Source organism: Pseudomonas sp. Tof1, from assembly GCF_055390395.1.
The window spans coordinates 2098959-2119531 of record NZ_AP024344.1 but is presented as its reverse complement, the minus strand read 5'-3'; the positions used below and the strand labels follow the sequence as shown (position 1 = coordinate 2119531).

Sequence of the window (20573 nt, the reverse complement as noted above, 5' to 3'; positions counted from 1 at the left end):
GGTTTCCATGAACGATCTCGACGAACAGCTACGTGAACTGATCCCGCGCATGCGGCGCTTCGCCGTGTCCCTGACCGGCAACCCGAGCAGCGCCGACGACCTGGTCCAGGCCAGCCTGGAGCGGGCTCTGTCCAGCTGGAGCAGGAAACGCCCGGACGGCGACCTGCGCGCCTGGCTGTTCTCGATCCTCTACCGGCAGTTCCTCGACGCCCACCGGCGCCAGCGCCGTTATGCGCGAATGCTGGAATTCTTCACCGGCCGCGACGACAGCGAACCTTCGGCGGAACGCACGGTGATGGCACAATCGACCCTGGCCTCCTTCGAACGCCTGCCGGTGGAACAGCGTGCACTGCTGCTCTGGGTCTCGGTGGAGGGCTTGAGCTACAAGGAAGTCGCCGAGATCCTCGACGTGCCCATCGGCACCGTGATGTCGCGTCTGTCCCGCGCCCGCCAGGCCCTGCGCCAACTCAGCGACGGCGAAATCGCCAGCCCTTCCCTGCGGATACTCAAATGATCAGCATGCCTCCCAGCGAACGCGACCTGCACGCCTATGTCGACCATCAGCTCAGCGATGCCGACCGGCAACGGATGGACACCTACCTCGCCAGCCACCCGGACCTGGCCCGCCAGGTCCGCGACTGGCAGCGCGATGCCCAGCACCTGCGCGCCGCCCTGGGGGCGACCCTGCGGATGCCGGCCAACCCCGACCTGGACCCGGTCGCCATCCGCCAGCGCCGCCGTGACCGCTCCCGGCGCCACCTGGCCAGCGCCGCGGTGCTGCTGATCGCGGTGAGCCTCGGTGGCGTGAGTGGCTGGCAGGCCCGCCAACTGACCTTGCCGACCCCGTTGCCCATGGCCGACGCGATGCAGGCCTACCGGATGTTCGCCACCCAGGACATCCTGCCGGCGGACTTCAAGGTCGACGGCAACGGCGACCTGCAGGGCTGGCTCGACCGCTACTTCAGCCGAGCCAATCGCCTGCCGAACCTGGCCGACGCCGGATTCAAGCCGGTCAGCGCACGGCTGCTGAGCACCGAGCAGGGCGCGGCGGCGATGGTCCTCTACCAAGACCCGCAAGGCCGGCGGATCACCTACTACATGCGCCCGCCAGGGCCGCAGAATCACCTGCTCGAACGGGGTCACCGCCGGGACGGCGAATTGCAGGCCGAGTACTGGTCCGGACCCGGCTACAACTACGCCATGGTGGCACCGGCCGATACGCCGGTGGCACAGGTGTTGCGGCAGGCCACGCCGTTCTAGAAAGTCGTGCTCCGGGGTGAACCGTTCGCGGATAAATCCTGCTCCCACAGGGCCAGCGTCTTTCGCAGGATTCATGCACGGCGCAAGCACTTGTGGGAGCCGGATTCACCGATGCGTCGGACCGCCGCGAAACGCTCTTGAAGTCAGCACAGAAACCAGCGGAAGCCGCTATTCCGGGGTACCGAAAATCTGCGAAGGCCTGCGCAACAGCGGGTCGAACGGATTGATCCGCGGTCCGATAGCCGCCGCCTCGCGCTTGAGCAGCTCCACCACCGTCGGCAAACGGTCCGGCCCGAGACGGTCGCTGATGGTCGCCACGCTCAACGCCGCGACCGCCCGCCCATCGCGATCGAGAATCGGCACCGCCACCCCCGCCATGCCCTGCAAGACACCGGTGTTGCGCCCGGCATAGCCGAGCTTGCGCACGCTCTCGACTTCCGAGCGCAGGAACACTTCGTCGTACAGGTGAAAATCCCGCAGCCGCGGCAGGTTGTAGCGGATCACCGTTTCCCGCTCGTCTTCCGGCAGGAACGCCAGGATCGCCAGGCTGCCCTGCCCCACGCCCAGGGCCACCCGGCCACCGATGTCGCCGGTGAAGGTACGGATCGGGAACGGCCCCTCGCTGCGATCCAGGCAGATCGCATCGAAACCGCTGCGCGCCAGCAGGAACAGCGAATCGCCGAGCGAAGCGGACAGCCGCAACAGCGCCGGGCGCACCAGTTCGCGCAGGTTGCCACTGCGCCCGGCACGGGCCGCCAGGGCAAAGAACTCCAGGCTCAGGCGATAGCGCTTGCTGCGCGCGTCCTGCTCGACCATGCCCTCGTCCATCAGGCTGCGCAGCAGCCGATGGGTGGTCGGCTGGGACAGGCCGATGCGTTCGGCCAGTTGCGTGACCCGCTCGCCCTCTTCCGGCGAGTCACCCAGGCTGCGCAACACCGCAAACAGTCGGGAGACCGCACCGACTCCGACTTCATTCGATTTTTCATTCCGATCAGTGGAATTCATATGGATATTTCTCACCTAAAAATCTACTGAATGAATGAAACTGAAAATAGTCATTCTTTCAGTGAAATTCACTCTTTCCCACATCCTAGGCTTCGTCCTACTCTGCGTCCACAAGGGGCGATTCGAACAACATCGGTAGCCGACAGACGTCGAGCACCACGCACCCACGCAATGCCCTTTCGTCTCTGCCCATGACAAGAAACGTGCGCCTCGCCGCGCACACCAACCAAAGGTGGAACGCAGTTATGGCCTTTCTACGACTTGAAGGCGTTTGCAAGCGCTATGGCGCCCTCGAAGCGGTGGTCGCCACCAACCTGGCGGTGGACAAGGGCGAGTTCGTCTCGCTGCTGGGCCCCTCCGGTTGCGGCAAGACCACGACCTTGCAGATGGTCGCCGGCTTCGTCGAGGTCAGCGCCGGGCGGATCCTGCTCGACGACCGCGACATCACCCATGCCAAGCCCAGCAGCCGCGGCCTGGGCGTGGTGTTCCAGAGCTATGCGCTGTTTCCCCACATGACCGTCCAGGACAACGTCGCCTTCGGCCTGCGCATGCGCAAGGTAGCGGCCGCCGACGTACAACGGCGAGTGGCGACGGTGCTGCAACTGGTGCGCCTTCACCGGCATGCCGAACGCTACCCCCGCGAGTTGTCCGGCGGCCAACGCCAGCGCGTCGCCCTGGCCCGCGCACTGGTGATCGAACCGCCGGTGCTGTTGCTCGACGAACCCCTGTCGAACCTCGACGCCAACCTGCGCGAGGAAATGCAGTTCGAGATTCGCCGTATCCAGCGCGAGGTCGGTATCACCACCCTGATGGTCACCCACGATCAGGCCGAGGCGCTGTCGATCAGCGACCGCGTGGTGGTGATGCAGGCCGGCCGTATCACCCAGGTCGACGAGCCCTACCGCCTCTATGAACACCCGCGTACCCGCTTCATCTCCGGCTTCGTCGGCAAGGCCAACCTGTTGCCGGGCGACCGTGACGCCAGCGGCTGTCCGCAGGTCCGGCAACTATCCGGAGAAGGCACGCTGACCCTCAGCCTGCGGCCGGAAAAGATCGACCTGCTGGCCGCCGGCTGCGGGCGCCTGCAGGGGCGGATCCGCACGCGCTTTTTCCTTGGCAGCCAGTGGCTGTACCGGGTCGAGACCGCCCTGGGCGAGCTCAGCGTGGTTCGCCGCAACGACGGCTCGCCCCCCCTGGAGGAAGGCGGCCCGGTCGGCCTGGACTGGCCCGGCGAACTGCTGCGGGTCCTGGACACCGACGAGGTGTCGGCATGAGCCTGCTGGCGCGGATGCGCCAGGGCCGGCATGGCTACCTGCTGTCGGCACCGGCCCTGGCCCTGTATGTCGGCCTGCTGGTTCTGCCGCTGGGATTGACCGCCGTGCTGTCGCTCAACGTCTTCGACTACCAGAGCGGCGTGCGCAGCGACGCCTACACCCTGGAGCACTACGGCGCGCTGTTCAGCGATCCCTACTTCTACGAGATCTTCCTGCGCACCTTCTGGATCAGCGGCCTGACCACCCTGCTCTGCGTGCTGATCGGCGTCCCCGAAGCCTACATCCTCAGCCGCATGGGCCGTCCGTGGCGCTCGATCTTCCTGATCCTGATCCTCACGCCACTGCTGATCTCGGTGGTGGTGCGGGCCTTCGGCTGGAGCCTGCTGCTGGGCGCCGACGGCCTGGTCAACCAGAGCCTGCAGGCCATTGGCCTGGCCCCGATGAAGCTGCTCTACACGCCGTTCGCGGTGGTGATCGCGCTGGTCCATGTGATGCTGCCGTTCATGATCATCCCGGTCTGGACCTCGTTGCAGAAGCTCGACCCGTCCGCCGAACAGGCCGCGCTGTCCCTCGGCGCCAGCCACGCCAAGGTGATGCGCCTGGTGGTGCTGCCGCAGGTCATGCCCGGCGTGCTGTCCGGCACGCTGATCGTGTTCGGCCTGTCCGCCAGCTCTTTCGCGATTCCCGGCCTGCTCGGCGGACGCCGGCTGAAGATGGTCGCGACGCTGGTCTACGACCAGTACCTGTCGGAACTCAACTGGCCGATGGGCGCGGCGATCGCGGTGACGCTGCTGCTGCTCAACCTGCTGATCATGCTGTCGTGGAACCGCATGATCGAACGTCGCTACAAGAAATCCCTGGGGGCCGCGTAAATGTCCAGAAACGGCCCGTTGGCCCTGCTGTTCCACAGCCTGATCGTGGTGTTCATGCTCGCTCCGCTGGTGGTGGTGTGCCTGGTGGCCTTCACCCCGGAAAACACCCTGAGCCTGCCGACCACGGATTTTTCCCTGCGCTGGTTCCGCGCCGTGTTCGAGCGTGCGGACTTCGTCCAGGCGTTCTACAACAGCCTGCTGCTGGCCTTCAGCGCCGCCAGCCTGGCGACGGTGATCGCGGTGCCGGCCGCCCTGGCGATGACCCGTCATCAGTTCCCCGGGCGGGACTTTCTCAATGGCCTGTTGCTCTCGCCGATCATCATTCCGCACCTGGTGCTCGGCGTGGCGCTGCTGCGGCTGTTCGCCCTGATGGGGGTCAATGGCAGCTTCAGCTGGCTGATCCTGGCCCACGTGCTGGTGATCACCCCCTATGTGCTGCGCCTGGTGCTGGCCGCCGCCATCGGCCTGGACCGCAGCGCCGAGCAGGCCGCCGAATCCCTCGGTGCCGGGCGCTTCACGCTGTTTCGCCAGATCACCCTGCCGATGATCCTGCCCGGCGTCGCCGGCGGCTGGCTGCTGGCGTTCATCAACAGTTTCGACGAGGTGACCCTGTCGATCTTCGTCACCTCCCCTGCGACCCAGACCCTGCCGGTGCGCATGTACGTGTACGCCACCGAATCCATCGACCCGATGATGGCGGCGGTGTCGGCCCTGGTGATCGCGCTCACGGCATTGACGATGATTCTGCTCGACCGGGTCTACGGCCTCGATCGGGTCCTGGTAGGCAAACAATGAGGCCGCTATGGCGCTGCTGAAACGACTGGCCGAGGCACAACGCCCGGCCCTGGACTTCACCCTCGACGGCCAGCCGGCCCGCGGCCTGCAGGGCGATACCCTGCTGACCGCACTGCTCACCGCCGGCGAGCACCTGCGCCACAGCGACTTCGGCGGCGAACCCCGGGCCGGCTTCTGCCTGATGGGCGCCTGCCAGGACTGCTGGGTCCGGCTGGCCGATGGGCGCCGGGTCCGCGCCTGCTCGACGATGCTCGAAGCCGGGCAACAGGTGAATCGCGAAGGGAGGTCGAAAGCATGAAACCCGTGCTGATCGTCGGTGCCGGTCCGGCCGGGATTCGCGCCGCCCAGACCCTGGTCGAACATGGCCTGCGACCGATCCTGCTGGATGAATCGCCACGGGGTGGCGGGCAGATCTACCGGCGCCAGCCGGAAAACTTCCGCCGTTCGCCCGCACAACTGTATGGCTTCGAGGCCGGCAAGGCCGAAGCCATCCACCAGGCCCTCGATGAGCTGCGCGAACAGCTCGACTATCGCCCCGACACCCTGGTGTGGAACGCCGAACACGGCGGTCTCGACACACTGCACCAAGGCCGCGCCGAACACCTCGAATACGCGGCGGTGATCGTTGCCACCGGTGCCACCGACCGCGTGCTGCCGGCACCCGGCTGGACCTTGCCGGGCGTCTACAGCCTGGGCGCGGCGCAGATCGCCCTGAAATTCCAGGGCTGCGCCATCGGCGAACGGGTGGTCTTCGCCGGCAGCGGCCCCCTGCTCTACCTGGTGGCCTATCAGTACGCCAAGGCCGGGGCGAAGGTCGTCGCGGTGCTCGACAGCTCGCCCTTCGCCGCACAATGCCAGGCCCTGCCGGGGCTGCTCAGGCAACCGCTGACCCTCGCCAAGGGCCTGTACTACCGGGGCTGGCTGAGCGCCCACGGCATTGCCGTGCACCAGGCCGCGCAACTGCAACGGATCGATGGCGAACAGCGGGTAGGCGGGCTGAGCTGGCGCCAGGGCGAGCAGTCGCACGCCCTCGACTGCGACGCCGTGGCCTTCGCCCATGGCCTGCGCAGCGAAACCCAACTGGCCGACCTGCTGGGGTGCCGGTTCAGTTGGAACCCCCTGAACCGCAGTTGGCTGCCGGAACGCGACCGCGCCGGGCGCAGCAGCGTGGCCGGGATCTACCTGGCTGGCGACGGTGCCGGCATCATGGGCGCCGACGCCGCGGAAATCGCCGGCGAACGGGCCGCCCTGGCACTGCTGGAAGACCAGGGCTACAGCGTCGACCCCGACCGTACCGCCGACCTGGAAAACCGCCTGGAACGCATCGGCCAGTTCCGTACAGGCCTGGAGAACGCCTTCCCCTTTCCCGAACACTGGGCCCGCCAGGCGCCGGACGAGCTGATGCTCTGCCGCTGCGAGGAAGTGCGGGTCGGCGAGGTGCGCACGGTGGTTCGCGAAGGGCACTGGGAGATCAACCGGGTCAAGGCCCACTGCCGGGTCGGCATGGGCCGCTGCCAGGGCCGCATCTGCGGTGCGGCGGCGGCGGAGATCATTGCCTGCGAGAGCGGCCGGCCCCTGGAGGCCATCGGCCGTCTGCGGCCCAGGCACCGATCAAGCCGCTGCCGTTCGGGCTGGAGGTGGCGCCATGATCGAAGTCGAGGTGGCCATCCTGGGCGGTGGTATCGTCGGTTCCTCGGCCGCGCTGGCGCTCAGGCGCCAGGGGCGCAGCGTGGCCCTGCTGGAGCGGGATTTCTGCGGCAGTCATTCCAGCGGCGTGAACTATGGCGGGGTACGTCGCCAGGGCCGCCCGCTGTCGCAGTTGCCCTTGTCCCAGCGCGCCCACGAGATCTGGAGCCGCCTGCCCGAACTGATCGGCATCGATGGCGAATACCAGCGCTCCGGCCATCTCAAGCTGGCCCGCAGCACGGCCGACCTGGCCGCCCTGCAGGCCTACGCCGACAGCAGCCAGGGTTTCGGCCTCGACCTGCAGATACTCGATCGTGCGCAACTGCATCGGCGTTTTCCCTGGGTCGGGCAGATCGCCGAGGGCGCCTCGTTCTGCCCCGACGACGGTCACGCCAACCCGCGCCTGGTGTCGCCGGCCTTCGCCCGGGCCGCACGCCAGCTCGGGGCGACCGTGCTGGAGCAGAGCGATGTCAGCCGGGTCGAACACGATGGCCGGCGCTTTATCCTGCACACCGGCCATGGCCAGGAAATCCGCTGCGCCTGGCTGCTCAACTGCGCCGGCGCCTGGGCCGGCAGCCTCGCCGCGCAGTTTGGCGAGCCGGTGCCGATTCACGCCGGCCACCCGGCCATGCTGGTGACCGAACCGTTGCCGCTGGTGATGGATGCCAGCACCGGCGTCGAGGGTGGCGGCATCTATGCCCGCCAGGTCAGCCGCGGCAACTGCGTGCTGGGCGGCGGCCAGGGTTTTGCCCTCGACAGCGCCCGGGCCCGGCCGGGCCAGCAGGCGGTCCTGGAAATACTCCGCCAGGCCGTCGAACTCTACCCGTTTCTCGAAGGTGCCCAGGCGATCCGCACCTGGAGCGGCACCGAGGGCTACCTGCCCGATCGCCAGCCAGTGATCGGCCCGAGTTCGACCCAGCCCGGTCTGCTGCACGCCTTCGGTTTTGCCGGGGCGGGCTTCCAGATCGGCCCGGCGGTGGGCGAAGTGCTCGCCGAACTGGTCTGCCAGGGCCAGTCCTCGACGCCGATCGAGGCCTTTTCCATCCACCGTTTCCACGCCATTCCCGCCGCTTGAGCGGGCCGTCAGAACCCAGAGGAAGATCGCGCCATGAACCATGCCCCACGCAATGCCCTGATCGGTTTGTCCTGCCTGCCGCTCGCCGCCCTGCTCCTCGCCACGCCGGCCCAGGCGGAGCCGACGCTGTACCTGGGCATGAACGGCGGGACCATGGAACGGCTGTACGCCGACAAGGTACTGCCGCCCTTCGAAAAGGCCAACAACGTCAAGGTGGTGATCGTGCCCGGCACCTCCGCCGACATCCTCGCCAAGGTCCAGGCGAGCAAGGACAACCCGCAACTGCACGTGATCTTTCTCGATGACGGGATCATGTACCGGGCGATCTCCATGGGCCTGTGCAGCAAGCTGCAGGACAACCCGACCCTGGCGCAGATTCCGGCCAAGGGCCGGATCAAGGACGAAGCGGTGGCGGTCAGCCTGGGCGTGACGGGGCTGGCCTACAACACCCGCCTGTTCAAGGCAAAGGGCTGGGCCGCCCCCACCTCGTGGATGGACATGGCCGACAGCAGATACAAGGACAAGCTGGTGTTCCAGTCGATGTCCTCCTCGACGTTCGGCCTGCACGGTTTCCTGATGTTCAACCGGCTCCAGGGCGGCAACGAGACCAATGTCGACCCGGGCTTCAAGGCCTGGCCGACGAGCGTGGGGCGCAACGTGCTGGAGTACATTCCCAGCTCGGCCAAGCTGTCGGAGATGGTCCAGACCGACGAGGCCGCGCTGTTCCCGCTGACGCCGACCCAGGTCACCGCGCTCAAGCTCAAGGGCATCCCGGTGGAGTACGCGCAGCCCAAGGAAGGCGCGGTGGTGCTGAACGTCGCCGAATGTGCGATTGCCAACAACAACCAGCCGGAGCTGGCGCAGAAGCTCGCCGAGTTCCTGCTGACGCCCGAGGCCCAGGCGGCGGCGCTGGAGGATGGCGACCAGATCCCGTCCAACCCCAATACCCCGACCAGCGAGCGCACCCGTGGCCAGGTCGAGGCGATGAAGCAGTACCTGGAAACCGCCGTGGCGATCGACTGGGATCAGGTCAACCTGCTGCGTCCGGAGTGGAACGCCCGCTGGAACCGCAGCATCGAACGCTAGAATCGTCGGGGCCCGCCGATGCCGCCCCGGCAGATCGGGGATGCCGGGGCGGGCAATATCGTGCCGGGCCCCGCGTTCACCGCGTAACGTGCAGAACAAACGAGATAGCCATATGCCGGCGCTGTTTTCCGCGCCCGCCGGCACAGGGCATTCGTCGCCCCGGCAGCCATTCCCTTTAGAGATTGCTGGCCGCCCCATTTTCTATTGGTAGAATCGCGGCAGTCCCCGGCAACATGGCACTGCACCACCCAAGTTGCAGCGTTGCCCGGGAGACCAGCACCGCAACGCTCGGAATCTTCACGCAAGGGGACTTTCTCCGTTGGCCGCCACACCTCCTCACCGCCCAGGCAGCAAATCACGCTGGCCGGCACTGCGCCGTCTCTTCGGCAAGACGGCGCCGGGCAAGGCTGGCGTTGCCAAGCCACACCACGATGTCCATGAATACTTCCGGCGCAAGGCCAGCCACCAGGGCTATACCCTGAGCCACAGCCAGCAGCGGGTCATCGAACGCATGGCGCAACAGGCCACGACCCTGTTACAGGGCGCTCCCTCGCAGTTGCGCAGCCTGTACCTGCACGGTGCCGTTGGCCGGGGCAAGAGTTGGCTGCTGGACGGTTTCTTCCAGGCGGTGCCGGTCGCCGAGAAACAGCGGCTGCACTTCCATGATTTCTTCGCCCGCCTGCACCAGGGCATGTTCAGCCATCGCGAAAACCCGGATGCCCTGGGCGCCACCCTGGATGACCTGCTCGTCGACTGCCGGCTGCTGTGCTTCGACGAGTTCCATGTCCATGACATCGGCGACGCCATGCTGATCACCCGGCTGTTCAAGGCTCTGTTCCAACGCCAGGTGCTGCTGGTGGTGACATCCAACTACCCGCCCGAGGGGCTGCTGCCCAATCCGCTCTATCACGCGCGGTTCAAGCCGGTCATCGACCTGATCAACGCACGCATGGAGGTGATGGAGGTTGGCGGCCCCCACGACTATCGCAGCCAGTCGCGCAGCCACACGCAGCAGCAGTTCACCCATGGCCAGTACATCTGGCCCGGCAGCGCCGAGCAGCGCCAGGCTTTGTGCTTGCCGGAACGGGGTGTGCCGGCAAGCCCGCTGACGGTCGGTGCGCGGCAACTCAAGGTGCGCCAGACCCACGACCGCTGCGTGCGCTTCGAGTTTGCCGACCTGTGCGAAGAGCCGACAGCGGTGATGGACTATCTGGAACTGTGCCGACGCTTCGACAACTGGATCATCGACGAACTGCCCAGCCTGGAAGACTGCCCGATCGCCAGCCAGCAACGCTTCATCAACCTGATCGACGTGCTCTACGACCAGGACAAGCGCCTGCAACTGATCGGCGCCCGGCCCCTGCGCGACAGCCTGGGTGGCAACGCCATCGACCTGGCGCGCACCCGCAGCCGACTGGGGCAACTGGTGGAGGTCGGCCCCTGAGCGCGACAACGAGCAAGGTCGCGCCCGGACGGCTATGATGGCGGCCTTTTTCGATGATCGTGACCCGTACGGAACGCCCGCTCATGCACACCCTTGATCAACTGCGCGCCGGCCAATTGGCCGGTATCCGGCGACTCGACCTGTCCTGCGGGCTGACCGAGTTTCCCCGGGAGATCTTCCAGCTGGCCGACTCCCTGGAAATTCTCAACCTGAGCGGCAACCGCCTGAGCAGCCTGCCGGACGACCTGCATCGCCTGCCGCACCTGCGTATCCTGTTCTGTTCCGACAACCTGTTCACTGAACTGCCCGGTTGCCTGGGCCAATGCGCCCAACTGAGCATGGTCGCGTTCAAGGCCAACCGGATCGAACACGTGCCGGCGGCGGCGTTGCCGCCGTTGCTGCGCTGGCTGATCCTGACCGACAACCGCATCGCCGAACTGCCCGACGAGCTGGGACGCCGCCCTCGGTTGCAGAAGCTCATGCTCGCCGGCAACCGGCTGCGACAACTGCCGGCCACCCTGGCCGACTGCCACAACCTGGAACTGATCCGGATCGCCGCCAACCAGCTGGACGAGTTGCCGCCATGGCTGCTGACCCTGCCGAGCCTGGCCTGGATCGCCTATGCCGGCAATCCGCGCCTCGACCACACCGGCGAGGTACTGGCCGGTGATACCACGCCGAATATCGACTGGGCGCAACTGCAGCTCGAACAGCGGCTGGGCGAAGGCGCCTCGGGGGTGATCAGCCAGGCCCTGTGGAACCGTCCTTCGGCTGCGGCCAAGGCGGTGGCGGTCAAGCTGTACAAGGGCAGCATGACCAGCGACGGCTCGCCCCTGAATGAAATGAACGCCTGTATCGCCGCCGGCCTGCACCCCAACCTGATCCGGGTCGAAGGCCGCATCAGCGGTCATCCCGATGAGCAGGCCGGGCTGGTGATGGAACTGATCGATCCACGGTTCGCCAACCTCGCCGCCCTGCCCAGCCTCGACTCATGCAGCCGCGACGTGTATCGCGACGACACCCGCTTCAGTCCCGCGCAGGCGCTGCGCATGGCGCGCGGCATCGCCTCGGTGGGTGCACACCTGCATCGCCTGGGGCTCTGCCATGGCGACCTGTATGGACACAACATCCTCTACAACAGCGACGGCGATTGCCTGCTGGGGGATTTTGGCGCAGCGTCGTTCCATTCGCCGACCGATAGCCTGGAAAGCTGTGCGTTGCAGCGGATCGAGGTGCGGGCGTTCGGGATTCTGCTGGGGGAATTGCTGGAACGGGTCGACGGGGATTTCGAATCTGGAGTGTTGGAATCACTGCAGGGTCTGCAAGAGCGTTGCATTCAGCCGGATGTCTTGGCGCGGCCGGGTTTCGAAGATATTTGCGCGCAGCTCTAAGTAGTGCGGGCCCCTGTCGCGGATAAATCCTGCTCCCACAAGCTTTGCGGCGTCCACAAGATTTGTGGTCACCGCGATACAGGGTGGGAGCAGGATTTATCCGCGAACGGGCCGCAACAGGAATCAGCCCGCCAGGCCGACGAACATGTCCTGCACGTCGTCATGGTTGTCCAGGCCTTCGAGGAAGGCTTCGACTTCAGCCATCTGCTCGTCGCTCAGGCCGCTGACCGGGTTCTTCGGCTGGTAGCCCAGCTTCGCCGACAGCACGGTGAAACCCTGCTCCGGCAAGGCCTTCTGCACCGCGTCGAGGTCGGTGGTCTCGGTGATGAACAGGGTCGCGCCGTCTTCACCCGGCTCGAAATCCTGGGCGCCGGCTTCGATGGCCGCCACTTCCGGATCGGCGTCCGGGCTGTCCGGCGAAGCCTCGATCAGGCCGACGTGGTTGAAATCCCAGGACACCGAACCGGAAGCACCCAGTTGGCCCTTGCGGAACGCCACGCGGATTTCCGCCACGGTGCGGTTGACGTTGTCGGTGACGCACTCGACGATCAGCGGCACCTGGTGCGGAGCAAACCCTTCATAGGTCACACGGTGGTACTGCACGGTTTCGCCCAGTTGGCCGGAACCTTTCTTGATGGCGCGCTCCAGGGTGTCGCGAGGCATCGAGGCCTTCTTCGCCTGCTCGACCACCAGGCGCAGGTGCGCGTTGGTGGCAACGTCCGCACCATTGCGCGCAGCGATGGTGATTTCCTTGACCAGCTTGCCGAACAGCTTGCCCTTGGCGTTGGCTGCCGCCTCTTTGTGTTTAACCTTCCACTGTGCGCCCATTACTCACTCTCTCGATCAGTGGCGTCGTGACATTTATTGGCCGACGCTTTGCGCGCAGTTTATACGGCAAAAAGTCACGGATCGACCAAAACCTGACAATCGCTACGACTCTGCGCAGATGATCGTAGGCAATTTCCCAAAAGCTGTTTTGCTGGGTCCCGATATCTCCGTCATTTCGTACCCTCTGCCACAACGTCCCCGACAAAAAGAGATGAAATGGCTCAGGACAAGGCACGACAGATCTCACTGGCAATCGCTTCCCTTCCCGCCCCCTGCAGGTGATTCGCTTCAGTGGGCACGAAGCCCTGAACCAGCCCTATCGCTTCGACATCGAGCTGCTGGGCGATGACCCCGAGCGGGACCTGCAGACCTTGCTGCATCAACCGGCGTTCCTCGGTTTCGGCCAGCCAGGGGCAGGTATCCATGGGCTGATCCATGAAATCGGCAGTTGCTACCTCGGCGCCAGCCGCTGCCACTACCAGGTGGTGCTGGGGCCACGCCTGGCGTTGCTCGAAAACAGCGCCAGGCGTCGGGTGTTCCATGACCTGAGTGTCCCCGAGATCCTCGCGCGACTGCTCGACAGCCATGGCCTGAAACCCGTCGACTATCGCCTCGAACTCGGCCAGGGGACCTACCCGCCCCGCCCGTACTGCCAGCAGCATGAGCAGGACGACCTGCAGTGGCTGAACCGGCTCTGCGAGGAAGAAGGTATCCACTATCACTTCGAGCACAGCCCCCGGCAGCATGTCGTGGTCTTCGCCGAGGATCCCCAGGCCTTCCCCGAACGGCCGGGCCTGCTGCGCTACAGCGAAACGCCGTTCAATGGCCAGCCGGCGGTCCACCGGTTGCATGAGCGGCATGCGATGCCTCGTCCGCTCGACAGCCGGCGATCGCCCGGGAGCGGCTGCTCGCCCTGGCCGTCCCCGGTCTGCCACGGGCCATCGGACCCTCATGGCGCAGCCAACCAGGCCGGGCCCTACGGCCTGCACTCGACGCCCGGCGATCCACGGCAGCGCCACGAACGGCAATGCAGCCGTCGCGCCCTGGAACGCCTGCGCTGTGACAGCCGACTGATCCAGGGCAGCAGCGACCTGGGCGAACTGCACAGCGCCGATGTGCGCCATCTGGGCAACCATCCCCGCCAGGCATTCAACGACCAGTGGCTGATCACCGAAGTCCGGCACTGGGGTGAACAACACGTCGACGGCGAGCTGCCCCAGCCCCTCCCACACGACGCAGGCCTCGGCCCCCCTGGCTATCGCAACCACTTTCGGGCGATCCCCTGGGCCACCCCCTTCCGCCCGCCTCTGCGCCAGCCCCGCCTGCAACCACGGGGCTACCAGTTGGGAACCGTCCTCGGCCCCGCGGGACAGTCGGCCCGGCCCGATGCCCAGGGACGGCTGCATGTGCAGTTGCAGGATGCCCTGCACGCGCCGGACGCCGCTCCCGGCTGCTGGATTCCTCTCGGGGTCGCCGAAGGCAGGGCCCCGATGGTAGGCAGCCAGGTGCTGATCGGGTGTGTCGACCACGACCCCGAACAGTTGGTGATCTGCGGTTTCCTGAGCGATCGGCAGCCGAAACTCCAGGCGCCGCCCGAACCGCGGAGCGAGGACGAAATGCCCGGGGAAATCTACCTCTACGAACAGCCACGGCAGCCCGGCACCTGCCTGGGCAACAGCGTCTGGTACATCGTGCGCATGCCGCGGCCCGGGCTCGGGGAACTGGCACGCCTGAACCGCGAAGACATCCTGCTCGAAGGCAGCAGCGATGCCCGCGGCATGGCCATGCTGAGCCCTTGCCAGCGACATCGGCTGGCACTGGAACTGGCCGACACGCCGGAACAGCTCTGGCTGCTCTACCCCGGCCAGTGCCTGGCCGTGCACGAATACCTGCGCCAGCACTGGAGCCCCGCGCAGCGCCGGGCGTTTCTCCAGGCAAGCCTGAACAGCCTCTCCGGCAGTTGTGGGGCAGAACTGAACAGCGTCTACGAATGGCTGATCAGGCCCTCGGCACCGGACTGAAGAGTCGAACCGGGGATCACGCCAGCAGCCCGAGAAACGCCTGGATCAGGCGCAACCCGGTACGCCGCTCCAGGCAACCGACCATGTGCCGGTTGCGCAGGCCGTCGCCGATCAGCGGCACGGCCCTGACCCTCGGGTCGTGGCTGACCTCCAGCGAGGAAACGATCCCCAGCCCCAGGTCGGCGACCACCGCTTCGGTCACCGCTTCACGACTGTCCAGCTCCAGCAGCACCCGCGGATGCACCCCGGCCAGGCCACACGCCTGGTCGAAGGTCCGCCGGGTGATCGACGAAGGTTCGCGCAGCACCATGATCATCTGGTCCAGGCGTTGCAGCGCGATACCCTCGGGTTCGTCCTGCCAGGGATGACCGGCCGGCACCAGCACACAGATCCGCGATTCGTTCAAGGCCTGCAGATGCAGGCCCTTGCGCGGCTCGACTTCGGTCAGCACCGCGACATCGGCATGTTCGGCGAGCAACGCCGCCAGGGTTTCCTGGGCATTGCCCAGCCGCAGGTTGACGGTGACCCCCGGATAACGCTCGCGCAGCCGGGCGAGCATCGGCATCACCAGGTGCGGCCCATCCGCCGCGACCTCCAGGCGCCCGGTCAGCAACTGGCGGTTGGCTTCGAGCATGACCCGCGCCTCTTCGGCCAGGCCGAACATTGCCCGGGTGATCGCCGCCAGCCGGGTGCCCTGCTCCGTCAACTCCACCCGCCGTGCCGTCCGGCGCAGCAACGTGACCTGGTAATGCTCCTCCAGAGCCTTGATATGCCCGGTGACCGCCGGCTGGCTGATGAACAGCCGGGCGGCGGCACGGGTAAAACTGCCCTCGCGGGCCACGGCATCGAATGCACGGAGTTGGAACAGGTTCATTGTCATCGGCCTCACTGATAGCTCGCATAACAACAAACAATTTGATTGATGACAAGGCAAACCGCAACGTATGCCGTGTATCCCGTCAATGATCAGCGCTGCAAGGAAATCCCCATGAGTACCGCCCCCCTCCTGCTGACTCCCGGCCCGCTCACCACCTCGGCCCGTACCCGCCAGGCGCTGTTGCTGGACTGGGGCTCGTGGGACGAGCGCTTCAACCGGCTGACCGCCAGCGTCTGCGAACGCCTGCTGGCCATTGTCAACGCTGCCGACAGCCATCACTGCGTGCCGTTGCAGGGCAGCGGGACCTTTGCCGTGGAGGCCGCCATCGGTACCCTGGTGCCCCGCGACGGCAAAGTGCTGGTGCTGGTCAATGGCGCCTACGGCAAGCGCCTGGCGAGCATCTGCTCGGTGCTGGGCCGGGCCTTCTGCACCCTCGAAAGCGCCGAGGACCAGCCGAGCGACGCGGCCGAGGTCGAACAGCGACTGCTCGCCGACCCGGCGATCACCCATGTCGCGCTGATCCACTGCGAAACCGGCACCGGCATCCTCAACCCGCTGGAGCCGATCGCCGAGGTCGTCGCCCGCCATGCCAAACGCCTGATCATCGACGCCATGAGTTCCTTCGGCGCCTTGCCCATCGACGCCCGGCTGGTGCCGTTCGATGCCCTGATCGCCGCCTCCGGCAAATGCCTGGAAGGCGTGCCGGGCATGGGCTTCGTATTGGCCCACAAGGCCAGCCTGGCCGAGGCCGGAGGCAACTCGCATTCGCTGGCGCTGGATCTGCATGACCAGCAGACCTACCTGGCACGCACCGGCCAGTGGCGCTTCACGCCGCCGACCCATGTGGTCGCCGCCCTGCATGAGGCCTTGCAGCAATATGCCGAGCAGGGCGGCCAGCCGGCGCGTCTGCGACGCTATGCCGACAACTGCCAGGTGCTGCTCGAGGAACTCGGCAAGCTCGGCCTGCGCAGTTTCCTGCCGGAGGCGATCCAGGCGCCGATCATCGTCACCGTGCATGCACCACAGGACCCGCACTATGAGTTCAAGGCGCTTTATGAGCGGGTCAAGGCCAAGGGCTTCATCCTTTATCCGGGCAAGCTGACCGAGGTCGATACCTTCCGCGTCGGCTGCATTGGCGACATCACCCGCCACCACCTGCAGGCCGCGGTCCAGGCCATCGGCGAGGCCCTGCGCGAGATGGGCGTGGCGACCTTGCGCGTGCCGGGCGTTGCCACGCCCACCCTGAACAGCCACTTCCGTGCTTGAGGCAACCACCATGAACTACACCCGACCAACCCGGCTGCAAGCGGCCATCCTCGACTGGGCCGGCACCGTCGTCGACTTCGGCTCGTTCGCCCCCACCCAGATCTTCGTCGAAGCCTTCGCCGAGTTCGACGTGCAGGTCTCCATCGACGAGGCGCGCGGACCGATGGGCATGGGCAAGTGGGATCACATCCGCACCCTGTGCAACCAGCCACAGATCGCCGAGCGCTACCGCAAGGTGTTCGGCCGTACGCCCAGGGATGTGGATGTGACGCAGATCTACCAGCGCTTCATGCCCTTGCAGATCGAAAAGATCGCCGAGCATTCGGCGCTGATTCCCGGCGCACTCGAGACCATCGCCGAACTGCGCCGACAGGGGCTGAGGATCGGTTCGTGTTCCGGCTACCCGGCCCAGGTGATGGCCAAGGTGGTCGAGCTGGCGGCCAGCAAGGGCTATGTGGCCGACCATGTGGTGGCCACCGATGAAGTGCCCAACGGCCGCCCCTGGCCGGCCCAGGCATTGGCGAACGTGATTGCCCTGGGCATCGATGACGTCGCCGCTTGCGTGAAGGTGGACGATACGGTTCCGGGCATTCTCGAAGGCCGCCGCGCGGGCATGTGGACGGTGGCCCTGGTCTGCTCCGGCAACGCCCTGGGGCTGGACTACGAGGCCTACCAGGCACTGGACAGCGCCAGCCTGGCGGCCGAGCGCCAGCGCATCCATGGCTTGTTCGAAGGCTCCCGCCCCCACTACCTGATCGACACCATCAACGAGTTGCCGCAGGTGATTGCGCAGATCAACCAGCGGTTGGCGAACGGGGAGATGCCACAGGCCTGCTGATTTCCAGTAACGGCCTGAATCGCTAAACGCTTCGCGGATGAACCGGACCGCCGACACCCAGAGGGTTACACCCGTGTGGTAGGAGCGGCCGGCCGACGCTCGGTTGCCCGCGAAGCTTCTGGCGCATTCAAGACCGCCTTCGCTGGCCCCATCGGGACTTGTGGCGTTCACCCGGCTTGCGCTCCCCCCAATACCCCGCGGGAGCCGGCGATCCGGCGCTCCGATTTATCCGCGAAAGGGCCCTGGAGCCATCAGGCCTTCTGGTGCTGCTCCACCCACTGCCCATAGGCATTGATGAAGCCCTGCAGGAACGGCCTGCTCTGCTCCGACAACTTGCCCGTCTCATCGAACGCACTGCCCGCCCCGCCGAAATAGGCCTCCGGCTGCTGCATGCAAGGCACGTTGAGAAACACCAGCGACTGGCGCAAATGGTGGTTGGCGCCGAAGCCGCCAATCGCCCCCGGCGATACGCTGATCACCGCCCCCGGCTTGCCGCTCCAGGCGCTTTTGCCGTAAGGCCGCGAACCGACGTCGATGGCATTCTTCAGCGGGGCGGGCACCGAACGGTTGTACTCCGGGGTCACGAACAACACCGCATCGGCCGCGGCAACCTGCTCGCGGAAAGTGGTGTAGGCCGCCGGCGGCGTGCCATCGATATCCTCGTTATACAGCGGAAGGTCGCCGATCTCTACAATCCTCAGCTTCAGATTGGCCGGTGCCAACTCGGCCAGGGCCAGGGCCACCTTGCGGTTGATCGACTCTTTTCTCAGGCTGCCAACCAGCACAGCGACGGTATGGACATTACTCATGGGCACTCCTGAAACGTGGGACAAGGGAGCTTTAGGTATAGATGATCAGCCGCAACCAATGTCAGATTTTTTCCCAGCACAACGCAGGATATGGCCCCTTGCCAACGCTGTAACCGGCAGGATCGGCCGACTATTTTTTTCCCGGGACAAAACTTCCCGGAGCCGGGCAAGGTCTACAGAACCGCAAATCGGCAGTTAATTTCCAGAGGTTCAATACAGATGGCTGCAGTACTCGTCGGACAATTTCATGCACGGGACGCGGAAGGACGCGTGTACTCCGTGCATGAGTTCCAGGAATCCATGCCTTCGGAGGGAGGCCTGGCCGGCACGGAGCCCGTCACCACCTACAAACTGGCCATTGGCGATCGGGTCAATAAACTCGACGACAACGAGTTCCTGCTGGTCCAGTCGGGCATCACCCTGATTCGCGAGCCCGATACACTTCCCACCCCTTGATGGCGCATGGCTGAACGCACGGTGACCTGCAGTCTTGCAGGCCAACTTGGGGTAGGATCAGTCCACTGACCTCCTCCGTGCGGGACATGGACTTCAAGCATGCGTCTACGCCATATCGAAGCAATCCAGGCCATCCTGCAGACCGGCAACCTCGGCCCCGCCGCCGAGTTGCTGCAACTGCCGGCGTCCACGCTCAGTGCCACCCTGCAGGAGGCCGAGCAGCAACTGGGCTTCCTGTTGTTCGCCACGGTGCGCGGGCGTATGCAGGCGACGCGTGAAACCCGCGAGCTGCAACCGCAGATCAGCCACCTGTACCGGGAACTGGAACCGTTGCGGCGCCTGGCCGCGGAGTTGCGCCAGCATCAGGCGCCGCCCCTGCGGGTGACCTGCACCCCGACGCTCGCCCAGCATCTGCTGCCGCAAGGCATCGCCGCCCTGCGCCGACGCTTTCACGACACCCCTTGCACCCTGGCCAGCCAGCACACCCGCGACATCGTCCGCAGCCTGCTGTTACGCGAGATCGAACTGGGCCTGAGCCTGCACGATCCCGAACATCCGCAGATCCGCTGCGAGGCGCTGGCCCAGGGCAAGCTGCAACTGCTCGCCCCCCACGGCTGGTTGCAACCCAGGCAGAAGTACATCTCCCTGCAGGATCTGGCGGGTCAATCGATGATCGGCCTGGAACAGCAGGACACCCTCAGCCTGCTGCTCGACAGCAAGCTGCAGGGCCTGCGCCCGCCCCCCCAGGTGCAGACGCGGGTACAGACCTACCAGATGATGCGCAGCATGGTCGAGGCCGGCGAAGGCCTGGCGATCGTCGACCCGTTCACGGCGGTGGGGGCCAGGGATGGCGGGCTGGATGTCTGCCCGCTATCGCCGGCCATCCCCATCACCCTGTATGCCCTGACCCTCGAGGAGCGCGAGCCATCACCCGCGCAGAAGGCCCTGCTGGAAATCATCGGCGAAAAGGCCGCGGCCATGCTGGCGCCGACCTGACCGTCAGATCTGCGGCGCGAACAGCAGGTACCAGAACAGCGCCACTTCGCGGGTCTGGGCGTCGATCCCGCGGTAACGCAGGTGGTCCATCCCACCCAGCACGTAGCCGCAACGCTCGTACAGGCGACAGGCGCCCAGGTTGTTGTTCTGGGTTTCCAGCATCACCCCCGACAGGTTCTTCCTCCGGCTCCAGAAGCGCACCTCGTCGAGCAGGGCCCTGGCCACGCCGTGACGCCGCGCACGGGCATCCACCGCCAGTTCGTCGACATGGGCAAAGCCGTTCCAGTTGGTGCTGACCACCACATGTCCGGCAGGCCGGCCATCGAGGTAGGCCATGAAGATCGCACTGTCCGCCTTGCCGCGGTAGCTGGCGAATTCCTCGGGATCGATGCCATAGCACTTGCGGTAGGGAGCCACGGTGCTCAGGGGCCACTGCTCGACCTTGCGGCCCATCTCGGCGCGGCCATAGGCCCTGACCTCGAAGCTGAAATCGCTGCCCCAGATGTACTCGGAGAAGCCCTCGTCGGCCACCCGGACCGAGACTTCAGGGTCTTTCGGGTTCATGACTAAATGCATAGGGCGAACTGTCCTGTC

General features: G+C 66.1%; 20 protein-coding genes and 1 pseudogene. 16 read left to right on the top strand and 5 right to left on the bottom strand.

Translation table 11 applies throughout. The features are described 5' to 3' along the window. Nucleotides 1–7 precede the first annotated feature (7 nt). Together ACZ5KU_RS09805 and ACZ5KU_RS09800 are read left to right on the top strand one after the other, a co-directional pair. On the top strand, nt 8–514 hold the full coding sequence (locus tag ACZ5KU_RS09805; RefSeq protein ID WP_054061565.1) for an RNA polymerase sigma factor: 507 nt from the start codon (nt 8–10) through the stop codon (nt 512–514). Beyond that, entirely contained in the window at nt 511–1260 is a 750-nt protein-coding gene (locus ACZ5KU_RS09800; protein ID WP_054063852.1) for an anti-sigma factor family protein, read from the top strand. Before ACZ5KU_RS09805 ends, ACZ5KU_RS09800 begins: the two co-directional genes overlap by 4 nt. A gap of 168 nt (nt 1261–1428) precedes the next feature. Here ACZ5KU_RS09800 and ACZ5KU_RS09795 read toward each other — a convergent pair whose 3' ends face one another. Further along, complete coding sequence (locus ACZ5KU_RS09795; protein WP_054061314.1) at nt 1429–2265, bottom strand: IclR family transcriptional regulator; 837 nt, start codon at nt 2263–2265, stop codon at nt 1429–1431. Nucleotides 2266–2510: 245 nt separating this feature from the next. Between ACZ5KU_RS09795 and ACZ5KU_RS09790 the strand changes: the two genes are divergently transcribed. From ACZ5KU_RS09790 to ACZ5KU_RS09750, 9 genes and pseudogenes are all read left to right on the top strand, one after another. Beyond that, the gene (locus tag ACZ5KU_RS09790; RefSeq protein WP_464737073.1) at nt 2511–3539 is read left to right on the top strand and encodes an ABC transporter ATP-binding protein; all 1029 of its coding nucleotides are present in this window, start codon (nt 2511–2513) and stop codon (nt 3537–3539) included. Further along, complete coding sequence (locus ACZ5KU_RS09785; RefSeq protein ID WP_054061316.1) at nt 3536–4411, top strand: ABC transporter permease; 876 nt, start codon at nt 3536–3538, stop codon at nt 4409–4411. Before ACZ5KU_RS09790 ends, ACZ5KU_RS09785 begins: the two co-directional genes overlap by 4 nt. Next, complete coding sequence (locus ACZ5KU_RS09780; RefSeq protein ID WP_054063854.1) at nt 4412–5206, top strand: ABC transporter permease; 795 nt, start codon at nt 4412–4414, stop codon at nt 5204–5206. It abuts the gene before it with no gap. Between the two features lie 7 nt (nt 5207–5213). Further along, a complete protein-coding gene (locus ACZ5KU_RS09775; protein WP_054063855.1) occupies nt 5214–5504 on the top strand; it encodes a (2Fe-2S)-binding protein in 291 nt (96 codons plus the stop codon). Next, nucleotides 5501–6855 (top strand): annotated as a pseudogene (locus ACZ5KU_RS09770) (FAD-dependent oxidoreductase). Before ACZ5KU_RS09775 ends, ACZ5KU_RS09770 begins: the two are co-directional and overlap by 4 nt. After that, the gene (locus ACZ5KU_RS09765; RefSeq protein ID WP_464737072.1) at nt 6852–7967 is read left to right on the top strand and encodes an NAD(P)/FAD-dependent oxidoreductase; all 1116 of its coding nucleotides are present in this window, start codon (nt 6852–6854) and stop codon (nt 7965–7967) included. The pseudogene ACZ5KU_RS09770 and the gene ACZ5KU_RS09765 overlap by 4 nt, the downstream one beginning before the upstream one ends. 33 nt (nt 7968–8000) lie before the next feature. Then, complete coding sequence (locus ACZ5KU_RS09760) at nt 8001–9053, top strand: ABC transporter substrate-binding protein (protein ID WP_054057401.1); 1053 nt, start codon at nt 8001–8003, stop codon at nt 9051–9053. Nucleotides 9054–9372: 319 nt separating this feature from the next. Continuing rightward, nucleotides 9373–10497, top strand: coding sequence for a cell division protein ZapE (zapE, locus tag ACZ5KU_RS09755; protein ID WP_054057400.1), 1125 nt, complete (start codon nt 9373–9375; stop codon nt 10495–10497). An 83-nt stretch (nt 10498–10580) separates the two neighbouring features. Then, entirely contained in the window at nt 10581–11888 is a 1308-nt protein-coding gene (locus ACZ5KU_RS09750) for a leucine-rich repeat-containing protein kinase family protein (RefSeq protein WP_054057402.1), read from the top strand. 123 nt (nt 11889–12011) lie between these two features. On the opposite strand, the gene ACZ5KU_RS09745 is transcribed toward ACZ5KU_RS09750, so the two are convergent. Further along, nucleotides 12012–12716, bottom strand: a complete 705-nt coding sequence (locus tag ACZ5KU_RS09745) for a YebC/PmpR family DNA-binding transcriptional regulator (protein WP_054057399.1) — start codon at nt 12714–12716, stop codon at nt 12012–12014. A gap of 278 nt (nt 12717–12994) precedes the next feature. On the opposite strand from ACZ5KU_RS09745, the gene ACZ5KU_RS09740 reads away from it, so the two are divergent. Continuing rightward, entirely contained in the window at nt 12995–14737 is a 1743-nt protein-coding gene (locus ACZ5KU_RS09740; RefSeq protein WP_464737071.1) for a type VI secretion system Vgr family protein, read from the top strand. 16 nt (nt 14738–14753) lie between these two features. Here the strand turns inward: ACZ5KU_RS09740 and ACZ5KU_RS09735 are convergent, their stop codons facing one another. Beyond that, a complete protein-coding gene (locus ACZ5KU_RS09735) occupies nt 14754–15611 on the bottom strand; it encodes a LysR substrate-binding domain-containing protein (protein WP_464737070.1) in 858 nt (285 codons plus the stop codon). Between the two features lie 114 nt (nt 15612–15725). On the opposite strand from ACZ5KU_RS09735, the gene ACZ5KU_RS09730 reads away from it, so the two are divergent. Together ACZ5KU_RS09730 and phnX are read left to right on the top strand one after the other, a co-directional pair. Beyond that, complete coding sequence (locus ACZ5KU_RS09730; RefSeq protein ID WP_054057397.1) at nt 15726–16880, top strand: 2-aminoethylphosphonate--pyruvate transaminase; 1155 nt, start codon at nt 15726–15728, stop codon at nt 16878–16880. Between the two features lie 10 nt (nt 16881–16890). Next, nucleotides 16891–17718 carry a phosphonoacetaldehyde hydrolase gene (gene phnX, locus ACZ5KU_RS09725; RefSeq protein ID WP_054057396.1) on the top strand — a complete coding sequence of 276 codons (828 nt, stop codon included), beginning with the start codon at nt 16891–16893 and terminating at the stop codon, nt 17716–17718. A gap of 251 nt (nt 17719–17969) precedes the next feature. Here phnX and ACZ5KU_RS09720 read toward each other — a convergent pair whose 3' ends face one another. Further along, complete coding sequence (locus ACZ5KU_RS09720) at nt 17970–18527, bottom strand: NADPH-dependent FMN reductase (protein WP_054057395.1); 558 nt, start codon at nt 18525–18527, stop codon at nt 17970–17972. Nucleotides 18528–18746: 219 nt separating this feature from the next. On the opposite strand from ACZ5KU_RS09720, the gene ACZ5KU_RS09715 reads away from it, so the two are divergent. Next, nucleotides 18747–18983, top strand: coding sequence for a hypothetical protein (locus ACZ5KU_RS09715; protein ID WP_054057394.1), 237 nt, complete (start codon nt 18747–18749; stop codon nt 18981–18983). Between the two features lie 99 nt (nt 18984–19082). Further along, on the top strand, nt 19083–19979 hold the full coding sequence (locus ACZ5KU_RS09710) for a LysR substrate-binding domain-containing protein (protein WP_273825046.1): 897 nt from the start codon (nt 19083–19085) through the stop codon (nt 19977–19979). A gap of 3 nt (nt 19980–19982) precedes the next feature. On the opposite strand, the gene ACZ5KU_RS09705 is transcribed toward ACZ5KU_RS09710, so the two are convergent. Further along, nucleotides 19983–20555, bottom strand: a complete 573-nt coding sequence (locus ACZ5KU_RS09705) for a GNAT family N-acetyltransferase (protein ID WP_054057392.1) — start codon at nt 20553–20555, stop codon at nt 19983–19985. Between the last annotated feature and the right edge of the window lie 18 nt (nt 20556–20573).